The sequence below is a fragment of the Cupriavidus ulmosensis genome (assembly GCF_977008105.1).
Genome location: NZ_CDRMWP010000002.1, coordinates 844599 through 860801, shown reverse-complemented (window position 1 = coordinate 860801; position 16203 = coordinate 844599). Strand labels below are relative to the sequence as shown.

General features: G+C 69.7%; 15 protein-coding genes. 5 read left to right on the top strand and 10 right to left on the bottom strand.

Annotation, left to right across the window (positions count from 1 at the left end):
- The first annotated feature begins 99 nt into the window (after window positions 1-99).
- Both ACWTPI_RS23710 and ACWTPI_RS23705 read left to right on the top strand, forming a co-directional pair.
- Window positions 100-1041 (top strand): LysR family transcriptional regulator, encoded by a 942-nt coding sequence (locus ACWTPI_RS23710; protein ID WP_020200606.1) that lies wholly within the window; start codon window positions 100-102, stop codon window positions 1039-1041.
- A gap of 93 nt (window positions 1042-1134) precedes the next feature.
- Window positions 1135-1959, top strand: a complete 825-nt coding sequence (locus ACWTPI_RS23705; protein ID WP_020200607.1) for an IclR family transcriptional regulator — start codon at window positions 1135-1137, stop codon at window positions 1957-1959.
- Window positions 1960-1970: 11 nt separating this feature from the next.
- On the opposite strand, the gene ACWTPI_RS23700 is transcribed toward ACWTPI_RS23705, so the two are convergent.
- The 5 genes from ACWTPI_RS23700 to ACWTPI_RS23680 form a co-directional block, all read right to left on the bottom strand.
- Complete coding sequence (locus ACWTPI_RS23700; RefSeq protein ID WP_059413621.1) at window positions 1971-2690, bottom strand: SDR family NAD(P)-dependent oxidoreductase; 720 nt, start codon at window positions 2688-2690, stop codon at window positions 1971-1973.
- A gap of 98 nt (window positions 2691-2788) precedes the next feature.
- Entirely contained in the window at window positions 2789-3802 is a 1014-nt protein-coding gene (locus tag ACWTPI_RS23695; protein ID WP_454732905.1) for a tripartite tricarboxylate transporter substrate binding protein, read from the bottom strand.
- Window positions 3803-3944: 142 nt separating this feature from the next.
- Window positions 3945-4472, bottom strand: coding sequence for a 2,4'-dihydroxyacetophenone dioxygenase family protein (locus tag ACWTPI_RS23690; RefSeq protein WP_020200610.1), 528 nt, complete (start codon window positions 4470-4472; stop codon window positions 3945-3947).
- Window positions 4473-4672: 200 nt separating this feature from the next.
- The gene (locus ACWTPI_RS23685; RefSeq protein WP_020200611.1) at window positions 4673-6337 is read right to left on the bottom strand and encodes a DUF262 domain-containing protein; all 1665 of its coding nucleotides are present in this window, start codon (window positions 6335-6337) and stop codon (window positions 4673-4675) included.
- A 147-nt stretch (window positions 6338-6484) separates the two neighbouring features.
- Window positions 6485-7387 carry a LysR family transcriptional regulator gene (locus tag ACWTPI_RS23680; protein WP_454732904.1) on the bottom strand — a complete coding sequence of 301 codons (903 nt, stop codon included), beginning with the start codon at window positions 7385-7387 and terminating at the stop codon, window positions 6485-6487.
- Between the two features lie 165 nt (window positions 7388-7552).
- Here ACWTPI_RS23680 and ACWTPI_RS23675 point away from each other — a divergent pair, with 165 nt between their 5' ends.
- The 3 genes from ACWTPI_RS23675 to ACWTPI_RS23665 all read left to right on the top strand — a co-directional run bounded on the left by ACWTPI_RS23675 (window position 7553) and on the right by ACWTPI_RS23665 (window position 11439).
- Window positions 7553-8782 carry a CaiB/BaiF CoA transferase family protein gene (locus tag ACWTPI_RS23675; protein ID WP_454734006.1) on the top strand — a complete coding sequence of 410 codons (1230 nt, stop codon included), beginning with the start codon at window positions 7553-7555 and terminating at the stop codon, window positions 8780-8782.
- Window positions 8775-9914, top strand: a complete 1140-nt coding sequence (locus ACWTPI_RS23670) for an acyl-CoA dehydrogenase family protein (RefSeq protein WP_454732903.1) — start codon at window positions 8775-8777, stop codon at window positions 9912-9914. The genes ACWTPI_RS23675 and ACWTPI_RS23670 overlap by 8 nt, the downstream gene beginning before the upstream one ends.
- 70 nt (window positions 9915-9984) lie before the next feature.
- A complete protein-coding gene (locus ACWTPI_RS23665) occupies window positions 9985-11439 on the top strand; it encodes a purine-cytosine permease family protein (protein ID WP_059413625.1) in 1455 nt (484 codons plus the stop codon).
- Between the two features lie 9 nt (window positions 11440-11448).
- Here ACWTPI_RS23665 and ACWTPI_RS23660 read toward each other — a convergent pair whose 3' ends face one another.
- The 5 genes from ACWTPI_RS23660 to ACWTPI_RS23640 all read right to left on the bottom strand — a co-directional run bounded on the left by ACWTPI_RS23660 (window position 11449) and on the right by ACWTPI_RS23640 (window position 16194).
- Window positions 11449-12222 carry a TetR/AcrR family transcriptional regulator gene (locus ACWTPI_RS23660; RefSeq protein ID WP_454732902.1) on the bottom strand — a complete coding sequence of 258 codons (774 nt, stop codon included), beginning with the start codon at window positions 12220-12222 and terminating at the stop codon, window positions 11449-11451.
- Between the two features lie 204 nt (window positions 12223-12426).
- Window positions 12427-13683: an MFS transporter gene (locus ACWTPI_RS23655; protein ID WP_454732901.1), complete on the bottom strand. Its 1257-nt coding sequence runs from the start codon at window positions 13681-13683 to the stop codon at window positions 12427-12429.
- A 76-nt stretch (window positions 13684-13759) separates the two neighbouring features.
- Window positions 13760-14515, bottom strand: coding sequence for a maleate cis-trans isomerase family protein (locus tag ACWTPI_RS23650; protein ID WP_454732900.1), 756 nt, complete (start codon window positions 14513-14515; stop codon window positions 13760-13762).
- A gap of 39 nt (window positions 14516-14554) precedes the next feature.
- Window positions 14555-15022 carry an acyl-CoA thioesterase gene (locus ACWTPI_RS23645; RefSeq protein WP_454732899.1) on the bottom strand — a complete coding sequence of 156 codons (468 nt, stop codon included), beginning with the start codon at window positions 15020-15022 and terminating at the stop codon, window positions 14555-14557.
- On the bottom strand, window positions 15019-16194 hold the full coding sequence (locus ACWTPI_RS23640) for an FAD-dependent monooxygenase (RefSeq protein ID WP_454734005.1): 1176 nt from the start codon (window positions 16192-16194) through the stop codon (window positions 15019-15021). The genes ACWTPI_RS23645 and ACWTPI_RS23640 overlap by 4 nt, the downstream gene beginning before the upstream one ends.
- Window positions 16195-16203: the final 9 nt, after the last annotated feature.

Genomic DNA, 16203 nt, shown 5'->3' with positions numbered 1-16203 from the left:
GTGGCCGCGATCGCCGCCGCCGCTCACCGCAGGTATCGACCCATCATGGAGCAGAAGATTGATAGGAACAAATTGGAATTTCCTTGCTACTATTAGCCGATGGCAATCAATATAAAATACCGCCCGATCAAGGCATTTCTGCTGGCGGTGGAGACAGGCTCGTTCACGCACGCGGCCGACCGGCTCGGCGTGACGCAACCATCGTTCACGGCGCTGATCCGCGATCTCGAAGACGTGCTGGAGGTCCGGCTGTTCGAGCGCACCACGCGCAAGATCGAGCTGACCACGGCGGGCCGCGAATTCCTCGCGCGCGTGCGCCGTCCGCTGACCGATCTCGAAGAGGCTTACCGCAGCGTGTCGGAACTGGCCGCGGTCAAGCGCGGCTCCATCGTGCTCGGCGCGCTGCCGTCCACCTCGCTGACGCTGATCCCGCCGGCGCTCGCCGCGCTCAGCGCGGCGCGGCCCTCGCTCGGCGTGCGCGTGCTCGAAGCGCACAACGACGAGCTGCTCGAGATGCTGCGCACCAACCAGATCGAGTTCGCGCTGGCCACCATGCTCGAGCCGACCAGCGACCTGACCTTCCAGCCGCTGCTGGCCGACAGCTTCTACGCCGTCTTCCCCGCGCAGCACGCGCTGTCGCGGCGCCCCGCGGTGTACTGGCGCGACCTGGAACAGTACGACCTCATCCTGCTTTCGCAGGGATCGAGCGTGCGCCAGCAGTTCGACCGCGCCGTGTCCGCGTCGGCCGCCGCCTCGACCACGCATTCGCGCTACGACGTCACCCACATGACCACCGCCACCGGCCTGGTGCGGCGCGGCGTGGGCATTACCGTGCTGCCGCGGCTGGCGCTGCCCGAACTCAACATGGACGGCCTGCAGAGCAAGCCGCTGCAGGAAGCCTCGGCCCGCCGCACCATCGGCCTGCTGCACCGGCACGACCGCTCGCTGTCGCCGGCGGCGGAAGCCTTCGCCAGCCAGTTGCGCGCGGTCATCGCCGACGTGGAGAAGACGCTGCCGCCGCTGGAAGCGGTCTCGCGCTGAGAAGCACCACCAGACACCATCGCCGGCAGTACCGCCGGCCACCACGATCGGCGATAATTTGCTTCCCTCCGGCCTTCCCCACGCCCTCGCTTCATGACCGATTCCACCACGCATGAAACCGCGCCCGTCGCCAAGGTGGCGGGCACGGCCGCGTTCTCCAAGTTCATGCACGTGCTGCAACTGGTGGCCGACGCGGAGGGGCCGGCCAGCATGGCCGCGCTGGTGAAGCAAAGCGGCTATCCCAAGCCCACCGTCTACCGCATCGTGGCGGCGCTGGTGGCCGAAGGCATGCTGCGCGAGGACGGGCGCGACGGCGCGCTGGTGCTCGGCCCGCGGCTGATGCAGCTGGCCAGCCGCAGCTGGTCACGCTCGGACCTGCGCCTGGCCGCGGTGGAAGCGCTGAAGACGCTGCGCGACGTGACCGGCGAGACGGTGCACCTCGCCGTGCCCAACGGCAACACCATGATCTACATCGAGAAGCTGGAAAGCCTGGCGGCGGTACGCATGGCCTCGCGCATCGGCGCGGCGGTGGCGCTGCATTCGACCGCGGTCGGCAAGGCCTACCTGTCGATGCTGGCGCCCGGGGAGCGGGACGCGATCCTGGCGCAGTTGCCGATGCCGCGCTACCAGCCCAACACCATGACGCAAGCCGATGCGCTGCGCCGGCAACTGGACACCTTCCGCGCGCAGGGCTGGTCGGTGGACGACGAGGAAAACGAGGCCGGCATCTATTGCTTCGGCGCGCCGGTCCTCGATACGCGCGGCCAGCCGGTGGCGGCGGTCAGCGTCAGCACGCTGCGCTTCATGCAGAAGGACGATCCGCGCGCCGCCTACGTCGAGCCGCTGCTGGCGGCCTGCCGCGAGATCGGCAGGCGCATCGCGGAGAGTCCGGCGCTGTCGTCGTCGCGCGATCTGTAGTGCGTCGCGCCTTATGCCACGAGGTAGCCGCCGTCGACCGGCAGGATCACGCCGGTGACGAAGCGCGCGGCCGGCGCGCACAGGAAGGCCACCGCGTCCGCCACGTCGTCGGGCTCGCCCCAGCGCGCCAGCGGCGTGCGCTGCAGGATCGGGCCGGCGCGCGCCGGGTCGTCCTGCAAGGCCTGCGTCAGCGGCGTGGCGATCCAGCCCGGCGCCACCGCGTTGACGCGGATGCCGTCGGCCGCGTAGGCCAGCGCCAGCGACTTGGTCAGCTGCGCCACCCCGCCCTTGCTGGCGGCGTAGCCCGGCACCAGCGCGCCGCCGAAGAAGCTCAGCATCGACGCCGTGTTGACGATCACCCCGCGCCGCGCCGCCAGCCGCGAGCGCGCGGCGCCGCATACGCGCATGGTGCCGGTCAGGTTGACGTCGAGCACCTGCGCGAACACGTCCACGTCGTGCTCGTCGCCGCGGCGGATGATGCCGGCGCAGTTCACCACGATGTCGAGCGCGTCGAAGCCGGACACCAGCGCGTCCACCGCCTGCGTGTCGGTCACGTCGACCAGCCTGACCGCGACGCCGGCGTCGAGCGAGCCGTCGCCAGCGTCGATGCCGGTGGCGGTGACGTGGGCGCCGAGCCGCGCGAGGCGGTTGGCCACCGCGGCGCCGATGCCCTGGGTGGCGCCCGAGACAAGCGCGCGCTTGCCGCGAAAGAGGTCGGTCTGGAAAGTCATGGTGGCGGGAAAATCCTGCGAAGCGGAAATGGGGAAGAACAGGGAAGAACGGGGAAGGATGAAGACCGCGCGCCCGGCCAGCGCGCGCGGCCGCGCCGTCAGTGGCCGAGGCCGACCTTGGCGATCAGCGACTTGAAGTAGGCGTTGTCCTTCGCCATCGCGTTGCGGAACTCGTCCTGGTCCGCATAGGCGAAGCCCAGGTTCTGCTTGTCCATCGTCTCGCGCAGCGCGGGCTCCGCCGCGGTCCTGGCGGCCGCCGTGCGCAGCACCGCCACCACCTCGGGCGGCGTGCCGCGCGGCACGCCGATGCCGCGCCAGGTGCCGATCGACAGGTCGATGTTGCGCTCCTTGAGCGTCGGCACCGACTCGAAACCCTTGACGCGCTGGTCCGCCATCACCGCCAATGTCTTGAGCTTGCCGGCCGCCACGTAGACCGACACCTCGGCCGGGCTGACCGTGACCGCGTCGATATGCCCGCCCAGCAGCGCCAGCACGGCCGGGTTGCCGCCCTGGAACGGGATGTGGTTGAACCTGGTGCCGGTCTTGTCCTCCAGCGCGGCGGCGGCCAGGTGCCAGATCGAGCCGTTGCCGGCATTGCCCACGCGCATGGCGCCCGGATCCTTGCGCGCGGCCTCCAGGAACGCCTCCACCGTGGTGTACGGCGAATCGCTGCGCACCGTGATGGCCGACGGATCGGCGTTGAGCCGCGCGATCGGCACGAAGTTCTCGTAGGTCAGCTTGGTCAGGCCCAGGTGCGGCACGATGGTCAGGTCCGCCGTGAGCAGCGAGAGCTTGTAGCCGTCCGGGTGCGCGTTGGCCACGTCGGCCCAGCCGATCGCGCCGCTGGCGCCCGGCTTGTTGACCACCACGATGCTCTGCGGCAGGTGCTTGCGCGACGACTCCGCGAACGCGCGCGCCAGCGCGTCGGTGCCGCCGCCGGCCTGGAACGGCACCACCAGTTCCATGCCATGCGTGGGGAATGGGGTTGCCTGCGGGGTTGCCTGCGCGGTGGCCTGCGCCATCGCCGGCGCGCTGGCGACGGCGAGCAACGCGCCCGCCACGGCCAGCATGGCGCGCACGCGCATCGGGGCAAAACGGGGCTGCCTTGTCATGTTGTCTCCTCTTGTGGTCTTGTCTTGTCGCGTCTTGCTGTTGGCTGCCGCGACTGCGCATCTGGCGTGGCTTCTCCGGCCGGCTCGCTGGCCAGCTCATACTTCCCGGCGCCATGCGCCGCGCGGCACTCAGCGGATGAACTCAGCGGATGAACTGGTCCACGTATTCCGCGCCCAGGCCCACCGCCGCGAAATGCGCCTTGCACATCTCGATCTTGGTGAACACGTCCTCATAGCCCATGCCCTTGCCCCACGGATCGGTGTAGTACATGACGCCGTTGACCTGGAAGTAGGTGATCATCTCCTCCACGTCGGGCGGCACGTACAGCGTATGGGTCTCGCCCGGCGGCTCGAAGACGTAGCTGCCCTCGGTGGCCTCCCAGTCATGCTCGAGATACCGCCAGCGGCCCTTGAGCACGAAGCCGTGCACGGCCTGCGGATGGCGGTGCCGGCTCAGCACGCCGGACTTGCGCACGCGCAGCAGGTTCATCCAGTAGCCCTGGCTGGCGTTCAGGCACAGCGGCCGGAACCACACGTTCTCCGCCTGCGGCACCCACAGCCGCTCGTCCGTGGGAATGGCGTGCGGCACCACGATCTCGGGCAGCGCGTGCGGCGGATTGGGATACTGGTAGGGCGTGAGGGGTTCGGTGTCGGGGGTGTCTAGTGGCATCGGGGGTCCATGAGTCCATATTATGGAATTGAAACTTATAATATGGACTCATTGTAGGAAGACTCGCGGCGCGACGAACCCCGGGGTTTCCCTGAAACGGTGGCGCGGACCGCCCTAGCCCCCGCGGACTGTCCCTGCGCCGCGACGGTATGCGAGACGCTCCGGGCGCCGTCCCGCGCCCGCCGATGCGAATGGCAAGGTCAGACCAGCAGCCAACTGAACTTGTCGGCGATCAACGCCTTGCGGGCCTCGATGAAATCCTCGTACCGCTCCAGTTGCCAGAGCGCCGGATCGGCGGGAATCAGGTGGAGCGCGAGATAGTCCGGCGACTTGTCGGCGAACCACTCCGCGGCAAGCGCATCGCCCTTGCCGCCCGCGCCGTTCTCGGCCCGCGTCAGCAGCATGCAGTTGGCCAACTGGTTGCGCGCGGCGTCGCGGTACTTCATGACCTGCCGGCCGCTCTGCTCGTTGACGACCTTGACCGCTCTCAGGCGGCTCTGCGCGAACACGTGGTCGACCTGCGGCAGGTTGTTGTCGTAAGCCGGCGCATAGGTGAACGCCGGGTACCACAAATTGAGAATGAGGTGGATGGTCTTGGAGCCATAACCCATCTCGAAGAAACGCTCGCGGGTCAGCTCCAGGCTCCTGTTCTGCGAGCGGATCACGCCGTAGCCCTCTTCCGCATCGAAGCGCCCCAGTTCCCGGAAGCGCTTGACCAGCGCATCCACGATGCGGTCCGACTGGCCGCTGAACGCGCCGGCCAGCAGCGTGCGCACGAGGAACACGTCCATGTGCCGCGCCTCCTTCCAGGCCTGCGGAAAATGATGGCGGACGTAGATCAGCGGAATCAGCGCGATGTAGGAAGGCAGCGCCTTGTCGCCCTGGATGTACGTCTTGCTGCGGACGAAGTCGGCCACCGCGCGGATCGAGTCGGACAACGACTCCCAGTCCGCCTCGATCGCCTCGCGCACGCCCGGCTTCCTGAACTTCGACACTTCGTATTGCGCGCCCTGGTCCAGCAGCACGAGACAGGTCTTCAGCACGAAATCGCGGTCGAAGGCAAAGCCGTAGCGGTTCAGGTCGTCCAGCAGTTCCTCCATGCGGTTGTCCGCCACGTCCCAGGTCGCGTTCAGCAGCGAGAACAGCAGGTCCGACTTCTCCAGCTTGGTGCCGCCGGAGTTGGCGCGGATGAAGACCTCGACCACGTCGTCCTCGGTATAGAGCGTGGGATTGTCGATGCTGTCCAGCTCCTGGTACGTGATCGACTCGTCCATCTTGAAGGTGCGGTCCACGAGGTCGAGGTTGTTGTCGATCCGGTCCTCCTCCTCGGCCGTCAGCTCGCGGCCCGCGCTGGCCTCGATCTCCCGGAGCAGGTCGCGCTTGCGGCGGCTGGTCATGACCAGGTCCTTGAACTTCACCCACGGAAATGCCGACTCCCTGGCCACGCGGAAGGCGAAGCGGAACTTGATGTCGTCGGGCAGCGTCGCGGTCCCGCTGAGCACGTCGAAGCAAAGCTCCCTGCCGGCAAAGCTGCCGCACAGGCCGATGTACAGGCTCTGCAGCCGCTGCTGCCCGTCGAGGACCAGGCACTTTCTCTTCTCGTCCTCGGGCACGAAGAACGTGCTCAGCTTGAGCGAATCGGTCCAGTTGTCGATGAACTTGCGGCGGCGGATGCCGCTGGTGGTCTTCCACACCAGCAGCGTGCTGATCGGGTATTCGCGCAGGATCGAGTCGAACAGGCGACAGATCTGCTCCTCTCCCCATACGAACGGGCGCTGGATGTTCGGCAGCCAGAAGCCGCCGTCCTCGTCCGGGTTGTTGAGGTAGCCGACGATCTTGCGGATGGTTTCTTTTTGGTTTTTCATGTTTTCGGGACGTTGTTTTCCAGCCTGCCTCCCACGCGCGGAGGCCGCCGCCTGCTCTACGGCAGACGGGACGATTTCTTTAGCCGCCATCCCCGCGGCGGCCCATGCGCAAGAGGGGCCGACAGGTTCGACACAGGTTCACGGGGTTCACGAGGCCGCCATCGCCTCCCGCACCGCGTCGCGCGCGCACCCGGCCAGCAGTTCCGATGCCGCGCTGCGCTGCGCGCCCGCCAGGCGCGCGATCACCAGCGGCTGGCGCAGCGTCTGCTCGCGGATCGGCCGCTGCGCCACGCCGCCGGCCACGGTGGCGGGCGGCGCCTGCGTGATCAGCAGCGCCACGCCCAGCCCGTTGGCCACCATGCCGCGCGCCAGTTCCAGCGAGGCGACACGGTAGCGCACTTCCGGGTGCAACCCATATTGCCAGAACGGCGCCATCAGGAATTCGCGGCTGTGCGGCAGGTCCACCAGGATCAGCGGCTCGCGCGCCAGCGCGTGCAATGACACGCCGCCGCGCCCCCTGGCCAGCTTCGATGCCGCCGGCACCAGCCCGTAGGGCGGCAACTCGGCCAGGCATTCGCGGTCGATCTCGGCGGGCAGGCCCACGTCATAGGTCAGCGCGAACTCGATATAGCCGCTGCGCAGGCCCTCCTCCATCTGCGCGAGGTCGCCTTCCATGAAGCGCACGATCAGCGCCGGGTAGCGCTCGCGCGCCAGGCGCAGCAGCACCGGCAGGTAGACCGGCGCCAACGTGCTGAACACGCCGATCTGCACCTCGCCGGCGGCGCCGTCGCCGGGCCCGCCGGCCTCGAACGCGGTGGCCGCGCGCAGGATCTCGCGCGCTTCGGCCAGCTTGCGCACGCCGAAGCGCGTGAGCGTCATCCTGGCGCCGGCGTCGCGCGCGAACAACGCCGCGCCGAACAGCGTTTCCAGCTCGCGGATGGCCACCGAGACCGACGGCTGGGACACGTTGAGCTGCCGCGCCGCGGCCGTGGTGCTGCCGGTGTCGGCCGCCGCGGCGAAGTAGCGCAGCAGGCGCAAGGAGACACGCATCAAGAAATCTTATAGGTCATAGTGGATTTCAATATTTTACTTGATAGCCACGGATGCACAGAATCCACTGATCCGGGTGTCCCAGGCCGGCGCCCGCAACAAGACCAGGAGGAACGACAAGTGCAAGCCGCCTATCCAGTGCCCCATCCCGACGCGCCGCCCGGCATGCTGGCCGGCATCCGCGTGATCGATTTCTCGCGTGTGCTGGCCGGCCCGTACTGCACCGCGCTGCTGGCCGACCTCGGCGCCGAGGTCATCAAGGTCGAGCCGCCCGGCGGCGACGACTACCGCGCGATCGGCCCGTTCGCCGATGGCGAGAGCGGCCTGTTCCGCGCCATGAACCGCAACAAGCAGAGCATCGTCATCGACCTCAAGACCGAAGCCGGGCTGGCGCTGGCGCGCTCGCTGTGCGCGCGCGCCGACGTGGTGGTGGAGAATTTCCGCCCCGGCGTGGCGGACAAGCTCGGCATCGGCTACGCCACGCTGCAGGCGGACAATCCGGGGCTGGTGTACGCCAGCGTGTCGGGCTTCGGCCAGACCGGCCCGGAATCGCACCGCCCGGCTTACGACATCATCCTGCAGGCCATGTGCGGCCTGATGGACGCCACCGGCGCGCCGGACGGTCCACCCACGGTGCTGGGCGAGGCGGTCTCCGACGTGGTGAGCGGCCTCTTTGCCTCGTGGGGCATCCTCGCTGCGCTGCTGGCGCGGCAGCGCAGCGGCAAGGGCACGCACGTGGACGTCTCCATGTTCGATGCCACGCTCGGCCTGAGCGCCACGCTGGTGGCCCGCTACGCCGCCACCGGCGAGGCGCCGCGGCGCGTGGGCAACCGCCATCCCTCGTCCGCGCCGTTCGGCGCCTTCCGCGCGGCGGACGGCTTCTACGTGGTGGCGGTGCTGAACAACAAGCTGTTCCAGGCGCTGGCCGGCGCCATCGGCCAGCCCGCGCTGGCGGCCGATCCGCGCTTCGCCGACGATCCGGCGCGCTGCGCCCACGAGGCCGACCTGCGCGCCTGCATCGAGCACTGGTCCGCCACGCGCACGGTCGCGCAGGTCAACCGCGTGCTGGGCGCGGCCGGCATCCCGGTGGCGCCGATCCGCAACGTCAGGCAGGCGCTGGAAAGCGAGCTCGCCGCGCACCGCGGCCTGCTCGCCGAGGTGGCCGGCAAGCACGGCAGCCTCGCCCGCGTGCCCACCCAGCCGGTGAAGTTCTCCGGCCAGCACGCCGCGCCGTTGCGCCCCGCGCCCGCGCTCGGCCAGGATACCGACACCATCCTGCGCGCGCTCGGCCTGGACCCGCTGCAGGTCCAGGCGCTGCGCGCCGGCGGCGCGCTCGGCCCGGACACCGCCCTCGCCCCACACGACAAACCCGAACTGGAGAACCATCATGCTTGAACGACTGGGCGTGCAGCCGGCCGACCTGGAAATGTCCGACGCCATCGGCCGCTTTGCGCGCGCCGAGCTGGCGCCGAACGCCGCCGAGGTCGACCGCGACGAAATCCCCGCCACGCGCTACGTGCCGCAACTGGCCGAACTCGGCGTGATGGGCATGAACCTGCCCGAGCGCTGGGGCGGCATCGGTGCCACGCCGGTGGCGCTGATCCTCGCGCTGGCGGAGATCGCCAGGGCCTGCGCGTCCACCTCGTCCATGGTCGGCGCGCACTATCTGGCCACGGACTCCATCCTGATCGGCGGCGACGACGAACTGCGCGCGCGCTACCTGCCGGACGCCGCCGCCGGCACCCGGCTAGGCGCCTTCGCGCTGACCGAGCCGCGTGCCGGCTCCAATCCAGCCGACATGGCCACGCGCGCCACGCACGAGGGCGACGGCTACCGCCTGCGCGGCGTGAAGCACTTCATCTCCAACGCCAACGCGGCGGACTTCATCGTGATCTACGCCAAGACCGACCCCTCGGCCGGCACGCGCGGCATCAGCGCCTTCGTGGTGGACCGCCGCAGCGCCGGCGTGGAAGTGGCCCCGGCGGAAAAGCTGATGGGCATCCGCGGCGCGCCCGCGCATGAGGTGGCGCTCGACTGCTTCGTGCCCGCCGCCAACCGCCTGGGCGCCGAGGGCAGCGGCTTCCGCACGGCGATGAAGGTGCTCGACAACAGCCGGCTCGACGTGGCCGCCACCAGCCTGGGCATTGCCGAGGCCGCGCTCGAAGCCGCCACCGGCTGGGCCCGGCAGCGCCACGTGGGCGGCGAGCCGCTGGCGCGCAAGCAGGGCCTGCAATGGATGGTCGCCGACATGCGCACGCGCCTGGAAGCGGCGTGGCTGCTGACGCTGCAGGCCGCGGTGCGGCGCGGGGCGGGCCAGCCATTTACCGACCACGCCTCGATGGCCAAGCTCTACGCCTCCGAGATGGTCGGCTTCGTTACCGATGCCGCGCTGCAGATCCACGGCGGCTACGGCTTCACGCGCGAGATGCCGCTGGAGCGCCTGGTGCGCGACGCGCGCATCCTGCGCATCTATGAAGGCTCGTCGGAAATCCAGCGCCTCGTGATCGCGCGCGCGGCATTCGCCTGAGCTGACCTTCCATGACGCGACCGCCGGCGGCAACGCCGCACGGCGGCGCATTCCCGTGCAGGAGACACACATGACAGCAGACCAGAACGCGCGCACGCGCGCCGCACACACGTCCGCGCCCACACTGATGGAGCGCCGCTCGATCGACTATATCCCCGACGCCGAACGCCACGGCAGCCTGTCCAGCCAGTTCACGTTGTGGCTCGGCGCCAACCTGCAGGTCACGGCGGTGGTAACCGGCGCGCTGGCGGTGGTGCTGGGCGGCGACGTGTTCTGGTCCCTCGTCGGGCTGTTCGCGGGCCAGCTCGCCGGCGGCACGGTGATGGCGCTGCATGGCGCGCAGGGCCCGCGGCTCGGCCTGCCGCAGATGATCTCCAGCCGCGTGCAGTTCGGCGTGTACGGCGCCATCCTGCCGCTGGCGCTCGCATGCGTGATGTACGTCGGCTTCTCCGCCGGCGGCATGGTGCTGGCCGGGCAGGCGCTGGGCCAGTTGCTGCGCATTGCCAACGGCAGCGCCATCCTGCTCTTCGCGGCGCTGGTGGTGATGCTGGCGGCGCTGGGCTACCGCACCATCCATGCGATGGGGCGCATCTCCAGCCTCGTCGGCGTGCTGGCATTCCTGTACCTGTTCGCCAGCCTGCTGCACGGCAACGACATCGGCGCGCTGCTGCAGCGGCGGCATTTCACGATGGCCTCTTTCCTGCTCGCGATGTCGCTGTCCGCTTCCTGGCAGATCGCCTACGGCCCCTACGTGGCCGACTATTCGCGCTATCTGCCGCGCGCCACACCGGCACTCGGAACCTTCCTCGCCGTCGGCGTGGGCTCGGTGGCGGGCGCGCAGATCTCCATGACGTTCGGGGTGTTCGCCGCCGCGCTGGCCGGCGACCGCTTCGCCGGGCACGAAGTGGCGTTCATCGTCGGCCTGGGCGCCAGCGGCGCGGTCGCCGCCCTGCTCTATTTCACCATCGCGCTGGGCAAGCTCACCATCACCACGCTCAACGCCTACGGCAGCGTGATGTCGGTGGCTGCCATCCTGACCGGCTTCAGCGGCCGGCGCGCCATCTCCGGGCGGGCGCGGCTGTGCTGCATCCTGTTGATGGTGGGCCTCTCGACCGCGCTGGCGCTGGCCGGCGAGCGCGCTTTCCTCAGGGAGTTCTCGGCCTTCCTGCTGTTCCTGCTCGCGTTCTTCACGCCGTGGAGCGCGATCAACCTGGTCGACTACTATTTCGTCACGCGCGAGCGCTACGACGTGCCCGCCCTGTTCGACCCGGACGGGCGCTACGGGCGCTGGAACCTGGCCGGCATCGCCATCTACGCGCTTGGCGTGCTGGTGCAGTTGCCGTTCATCGCCACGCCGTTCTATACCGGCGCGCTGGTGGCGCCGCTGGGCGGCGTGGACATCTCGTGGATCATCGGGCTGGCCGTGCCGGCGGCGCTGTACTACGTGGCTTGCCGGGCCGGCATGGCGCCGGCCGCGCTGATCCTGCCTGACGAACTGGGCAGCGCAGAGCGCGCCGGCGGCTGAACGGCGCCCTCAGGCCGCCCGGGCCCGCGGCTTGCGCGCCGGCCGGGGCTCCCGCTGCCATGCCGCGATGCCGTCCAGCGTGATGCGCAGACCTTCCTCGAACGCCGTGTCGGAAGACAGCCGCGAAAACGCCTTGCTGACGTAGCGCGCGCCGGGATATTGCAGCGCGGAGACCGAGCCGAGCTTCTTTTCGATGAACGCCTGGTGATGGGCCGGCAACTGGCGCGAGGCTTCGGCCATGCTGGCGGAGACCAGGTATTGCGCGAGCAGGTGGTAGGCCAGCGCGACCTGCTCGGCGGTGAAGCCGCCCTGCATGAACGCGGAGGTCATGCGGTTGAAGAATTCCATGCCGTAATCGATCTCGCCCGGCTCGACGTCCTGGAACAGGCGGAAGCGGTTGTGCGAGGCCACGTAGATGCTGACGCCGGGATTTTCCACCGCCACCTCGAAGCTCAGGCGCGCGATGGCTTCCACGTCGGCGCGCCAGTCGCCGGTCAGCGAGGGGATGCGCGTGAGCCGCTGGCGGTAGTAGTCGTTCAGCACGCCCGACACCAGCTGGTCCCGGCCGCCCAGGTAATAGTGGATCAGGCCCGGCGCCACACCGAAGTCCTTCGCCAACTGGACCATCGAGATCTGGTCCAGCGGCACCGACTTGGTGAGCTGGATCGCGTGCTGGAGGATCGCCACGCGGCTGAGCATCGGCTCCGCGCCGATGGCGGAGTCCGCCTTGGACGGGCGGCCGCGGCGGCGCGGCGGGTTCGGTGCCTCCGGTACGCCGGGCACGTTCGGCGCATTCGGCGCATTCCTCGCGGTCGGCGTCTTGTGGTCAGGCTCGGCGGCGGGCTTACGGGCAGCAGTACGGGCGGCGGGCATGGGAATCGGCAGCTCAGTGGATGCGCGGTGAACGCGCAGTGGACGTCCTCGGACGCCGGGCGCGGCAAAATTGCGCCCCTGCTAATTCTACCCGCCCGCCCCGGCGATGGCGAGTCAGGCGCCGGCGGGCTCCGGCACCGCCGCAGCGTGGCCGCCCGGGCGCAGGTAGCGGCCCAGCGACAACGTCAGCAAGCCGGCCACCAGCAGCATGCACGGCAGCGCCAGCAGCGGCACGTCGTAGCTGCCGTGCCGGTCGAACCACGCGCCCAGGCCCACCGGCCCAATGACCGCGCCGAAGCCATAGCCGGAGAACGCGATGCCGAACAGCGCGCCGAACGCGCGCAGCCCGAAGTAGGAACGCACCAGGTAGGAGATGAGATCGCCCTCCGCGCCGATGGTCAGGCCGATCAGCGTGGTGGCCAGCAGCAGCATCTGGTAGTCGTGCGACGCGCGCAGCAGGAAGATGCCCAGCGCGCCGCCGACGAAAAACACGCAGGCCACGAACGGCGCGTGGATGCGGTCGATCAGGATGCCGGTCAGGATGCGGCCCGCCAGCAGGCCCACGCCCACCATCGACGCGCTGCGCGCGGCATCGGCCGGGCTGAAGCCGCGGTCGGCGAACATCGCCGGCAGGTGCGGCCCGAGCGACAGCGTGGCCGACGAGGCCAGCACGAAGACCGCCCAGATCGCCCACAGGCGGTAGCTGCGCAGCGCCTGGCCGAACGATACGCCCTCGCCGGCCGGCGCCTTCGCCGTGCCCCTGCCGGGCGCCCTGCGCTCGCGCAGCAGCGCGCAGGCCGCCAGCGACAGCACGACGGAGCCGATGCCCAGCACCACATAGGCCGTGCGCCAGCCGAAGCCCGTCACCAGGTACTGCGCGGCCGCCGGCATCAGCACGGTGCCCGCGCCCAGCCCGCACATGGCGATGCCCAGCGCCAGCCCCAGGCGCCGGTCGAACCATTGCGGCAGCACCGCCAGATAGCCCAGCACCGAGGTGGCCGCGCCGAACACGCCCACCACGGCGGACAAGCCGATCCACAACGCCTTGCTGCCGTTCTGCAGCGCCATGCAGGCGGTGGCGGCGCCGAACACCAGCGCCGACACCGCGATCACGCGGCGAATGCCGAAGCGGTCCATCAGCGTGCCCACCAGCGGGCTGACCACCGCCAGCCCGAACATCGACGCCGCGTACGACAGCGACGCCTCGGAGCGGCCCCAGCCGAACTCGGTGGCCAGCGGCCGCACGAACACGCCGGCGGTGGCGTTGAACAGGGGCGCGTAGCCGGCCAGCATGCCGAGCGCGGCGCCGAAGATCACGGCGATATAGGTCCATCGGCCGGGGGCGCCGGCCGGTTGGCGGGAATGCTGCATGGTGCTTGTCTCCGTTTCGGGTGAAGCCGCCTCTGCGGGCGGCTGCGATGAGGTGATGCCGGTGAAACCGTGGCCGTTATGCGAGACCCGTTCTGCTGCCGAGGTAGGCGCCGGCATCCGGCGCCACCGCTTCGATGCCGAGCCGGCGCATCATCTGGCGCGCCGTGCAGACCGCCGTGGACGTGACCGGGATGCCGAGCGCGCGCTGCGCGGGCTCGATCGCCGGCAGCGACGGCATCTGCACGCAGGCGGAGAGCACCACCGTATCCACGCCGGCGGTGTCAAGCCGCTTGACGTCCTCCAGCAGTTGCATGGGGTCGCGCTCGCCGACCGCGAGGTTGTCGAGAATCGAGAAGTTCAGCACGTCCTTGACCTCGATGCCCTCGCTCTCCACGTACTCCACCACCGTGCGCGTGAGCGCGTCGCTGTACGGCGCCAGCAGCGAGATGCGGCGCGCGCCGAAGTCCTTGAGCTCCTCCACCAGCGCGCCGGCGGAGGTCATGATGGCCGGCTGGTACGGCACGTCCTCGAGCGCGGCGAGCAGGTCCTCGACCACGCGGCGGTGATAGCCCTTGCCCATGCACATGGTGGCCACCAGGCACGCGGTGCTCATGACGTCCACGCGCGCGTCGGCCAGCTCCAGCGCGCAGCGGCCCATGTCCTGGTTCATCCGCGCCAGCTCCTCCGCCACCACGCGGTGCATGCGCACGCGGCTGGCGTGGAACGAGAAGCGCTCGGGAAGCGCCTGCATGCGGCCGGCGAAGATGGCCGGCACCTCGCGCTCCATCGTGATGTTGGAGCTGGGAACGATCTGTCCGATTCTGTATTGCATGATGTCGTGAATGTGATGCGCGCTTATGCGCTTATGTGCCTACGCGCTTTCTGCCGCGTGGCCCGCGGTGCGCTGGAAGGCGGCGAGCGCCGCGCGCAGCGAATCCGGAATCGGCGTGCCGACGCGCGCGTCCAGCCGCACGCAGATCGGCGAGAACATGGCGTCGAACACCGGCGTGCCGTCCGGCCGGCGCGCCACGCAGCGGATGTCGTAGGAGCGCGTGCGGATGGCCTCCACCCAGCACTCGATGTCGATCACGTCGTCCGGCCACAGCGTGCCGATGAACTCGAAGCGCATGCCCTTGCACGGCGTGCCCACGCCATGCACGGCGCCGAGCCGCCCGGCGCCGCCGGCGAGGTGGTCGGAGAACAGGCCGACCGCGCCGAGCAGGTAGTCGGTGAAGCGGCCGGTGTAGACCACGCCGGCCGGGTCGCAGTCGCCCCAGCGGACCACGCGGCGCACCACGAAGGGCTGTTCGCCGAGCACGTACTCGGTGGCGCGCATCATGGCTGCGTCGCGGCGGACCCGCCCATGCCACCCATGCCACCCACCCCGCCCGCGGCCAGCTCGGCCATCAGGTTGGGATACTGCTCGCGCAGGCGGTTGAGGTCCACGCGGCCGGTGCGCGTCATGAAGCGGAACACGAACTCGTGCGGCGTGGGCAGATCCATCCATTCGCGGATGCGCTCGTACCAGTTGTACGAGGCTTCCGACGCGCTGATCAGCTTGGCCTTTTCCGGGCGGCGCACCGCGTCGTAGCGCCGCAGCGCCGCCGGCACGTCGCCGGGGAACGCGACCACGGCGTCGGCCAGCGCGATGGCGTCCTCCATCGCGATGCGCGTGCCCGAGCCGATCGAGAAATGCGCGCTGGTCAGCGCGTCGCCGATCAGCACCTGGTTGCCGCAGTGCCAGGTCTGGTTGACGATCACCGGGAACTGGCGCCACACGGAATTGTTGGACACCAGCCTGTAGCCGCCCAGCTCGGCGGCGAAGATCCGCTCGAACAGCGCCTGGCGCGCCTCCTGCGGCATGGCCTCCATGCCGAAGTCGGTCCAGGTCTGGTGATCGCACTCGGCCACGAAGGTGCTCATGGTGTCGGAGTACGGATAATAGTGCGCGATGAAATAACCGCCCTCGTACTTGCGGAACACCAGCGCCGGGTTCGCGAACGCCTTCTCCACGCCGTACCACGCGAAATGGTTGGTCAGGTTGCGCCGCGTGGTGCCGAAGCCCGCCTCGTTGGCCGCGCGCAGCAGCGAATTCACGCCGTCGGCGCCCACCACGAGGTCGGCATCGAGCGTGGAGAAATCCGTGATGCGCGTGTGGTAGGCAATGCGCACGCCCAGCTCGCGCGCGCGCGCCTGCAGGATCGCCAGCAGCCGGATGCGCGGAATCGCGCCGCCGCCCGCGCCCGGGCGCTTCATGGTGATGGGGTGCTCGTGGCTGACGATGGAATGCCGGTCGCTGAAGCGCATGGCGCCGGCCAGCGCGTCCACCACCGTGGGCGACGCCGCCCGCAGGCTGGACAGGCCGGTGTCCGCCAGCACCACGCCGAAGCCGAAGGTGGCATCCTCCGGGTTCTGCTCGTAGATGTCGATCTCCACCGCCGCCAGGCGCTCCTTGAGGAGGATGGCAAGAAACAGCCCCGACGGGCCGCCGCCGATGATCGCGACCTTCATCACGCCCTT

Coding starts and splice junctions, on each gene's coding strand:
- ACWTPI_RS23700 (WP_059413621.1), bottom strand. CDS start 2,690: ATGACTTTCCAGACCGACCTCTTTCGCGGCAAGCGCGCGCTTGTCTCG.
- ACWTPI_RS23645 (WP_454732899.1), bottom strand. CDS start 15,022: ATGATGCGCGCCACCGAGTACGTGCTCGGCGAACAGCCCTTCGTGGTG.
- ACWTPI_RS23675 (WP_454734006.1), top strand. CDS start 7,553: ATGCTGGCCGGCATCCGCGTGATCGATTTCTCGCGTGTGCTGGCCGGC.
- ACWTPI_RS23695 (WP_454732905.1), bottom strand. CDS start 3,802: ATGACAAGGCAGCCCCGTTTTGCCCCGATGCGCGTGCGCGCCATGCTG.
- ACWTPI_RS23680 (WP_454732904.1), bottom strand. CDS start 7,387: ATGCGTGTCTCCTTGCGCCTGCTGCGCTACTTCGCCGCGGCGGCCGAC.
- ACWTPI_RS23650 (WP_454732900.1), bottom strand. CDS start 14,515: ATGCAATACAGAATCGGACAGATCGTTCCCAGCTCCAACATCACGATG.
- ACWTPI_RS23655 (WP_454732901.1), bottom strand. CDS start 13,683: ATGCAGCATTCCCGCCAACCGGCCGGCGCCCCCGGCCGATGGACCTAT.
- ACWTPI_RS23685 (WP_020200611.1), bottom strand. CDS start 6,337: ATGAAAAACCAAAAAGAAACCATCCGCAAGATCGTCGGCTACCTCAAC.
- ACWTPI_RS23665 (WP_059413625.1), top strand. CDS start 9,985: ATGACAGCAGACCAGAACGCGCGCACGCGCGCCGCACACACGTCCGCG.
- ACWTPI_RS23710 (WP_020200606.1), top strand. CDS start 100: ATGGCAATCAATATAAAATACCGCCCGATCAAGGCATTTCTGCTGGCG.
- ACWTPI_RS23670 (WP_454732903.1), top strand. CDS start 8,775: ATGCTTGAACGACTGGGCGTGCAGCCGGCCGACCTGGAAATGTCCGAC.
- ACWTPI_RS23640 (WP_454734005.1), bottom strand. CDS start 16,194: ATGAAGGTCGCGATCATCGGCGGCGGCCCGTCGGGGCTGTTTCTTGCC.
- ACWTPI_RS23705 (WP_020200607.1), top strand. CDS start 1,135: ATGACCGATTCCACCACGCATGAAACCGCGCCCGTCGCCAAGGTGGCG.
- ACWTPI_RS23690 (WP_020200610.1), bottom strand. CDS start 4,472: ATGCCACTAGACACCCCCGACACCGAACCCCTCACGCCCTACCAGTAT.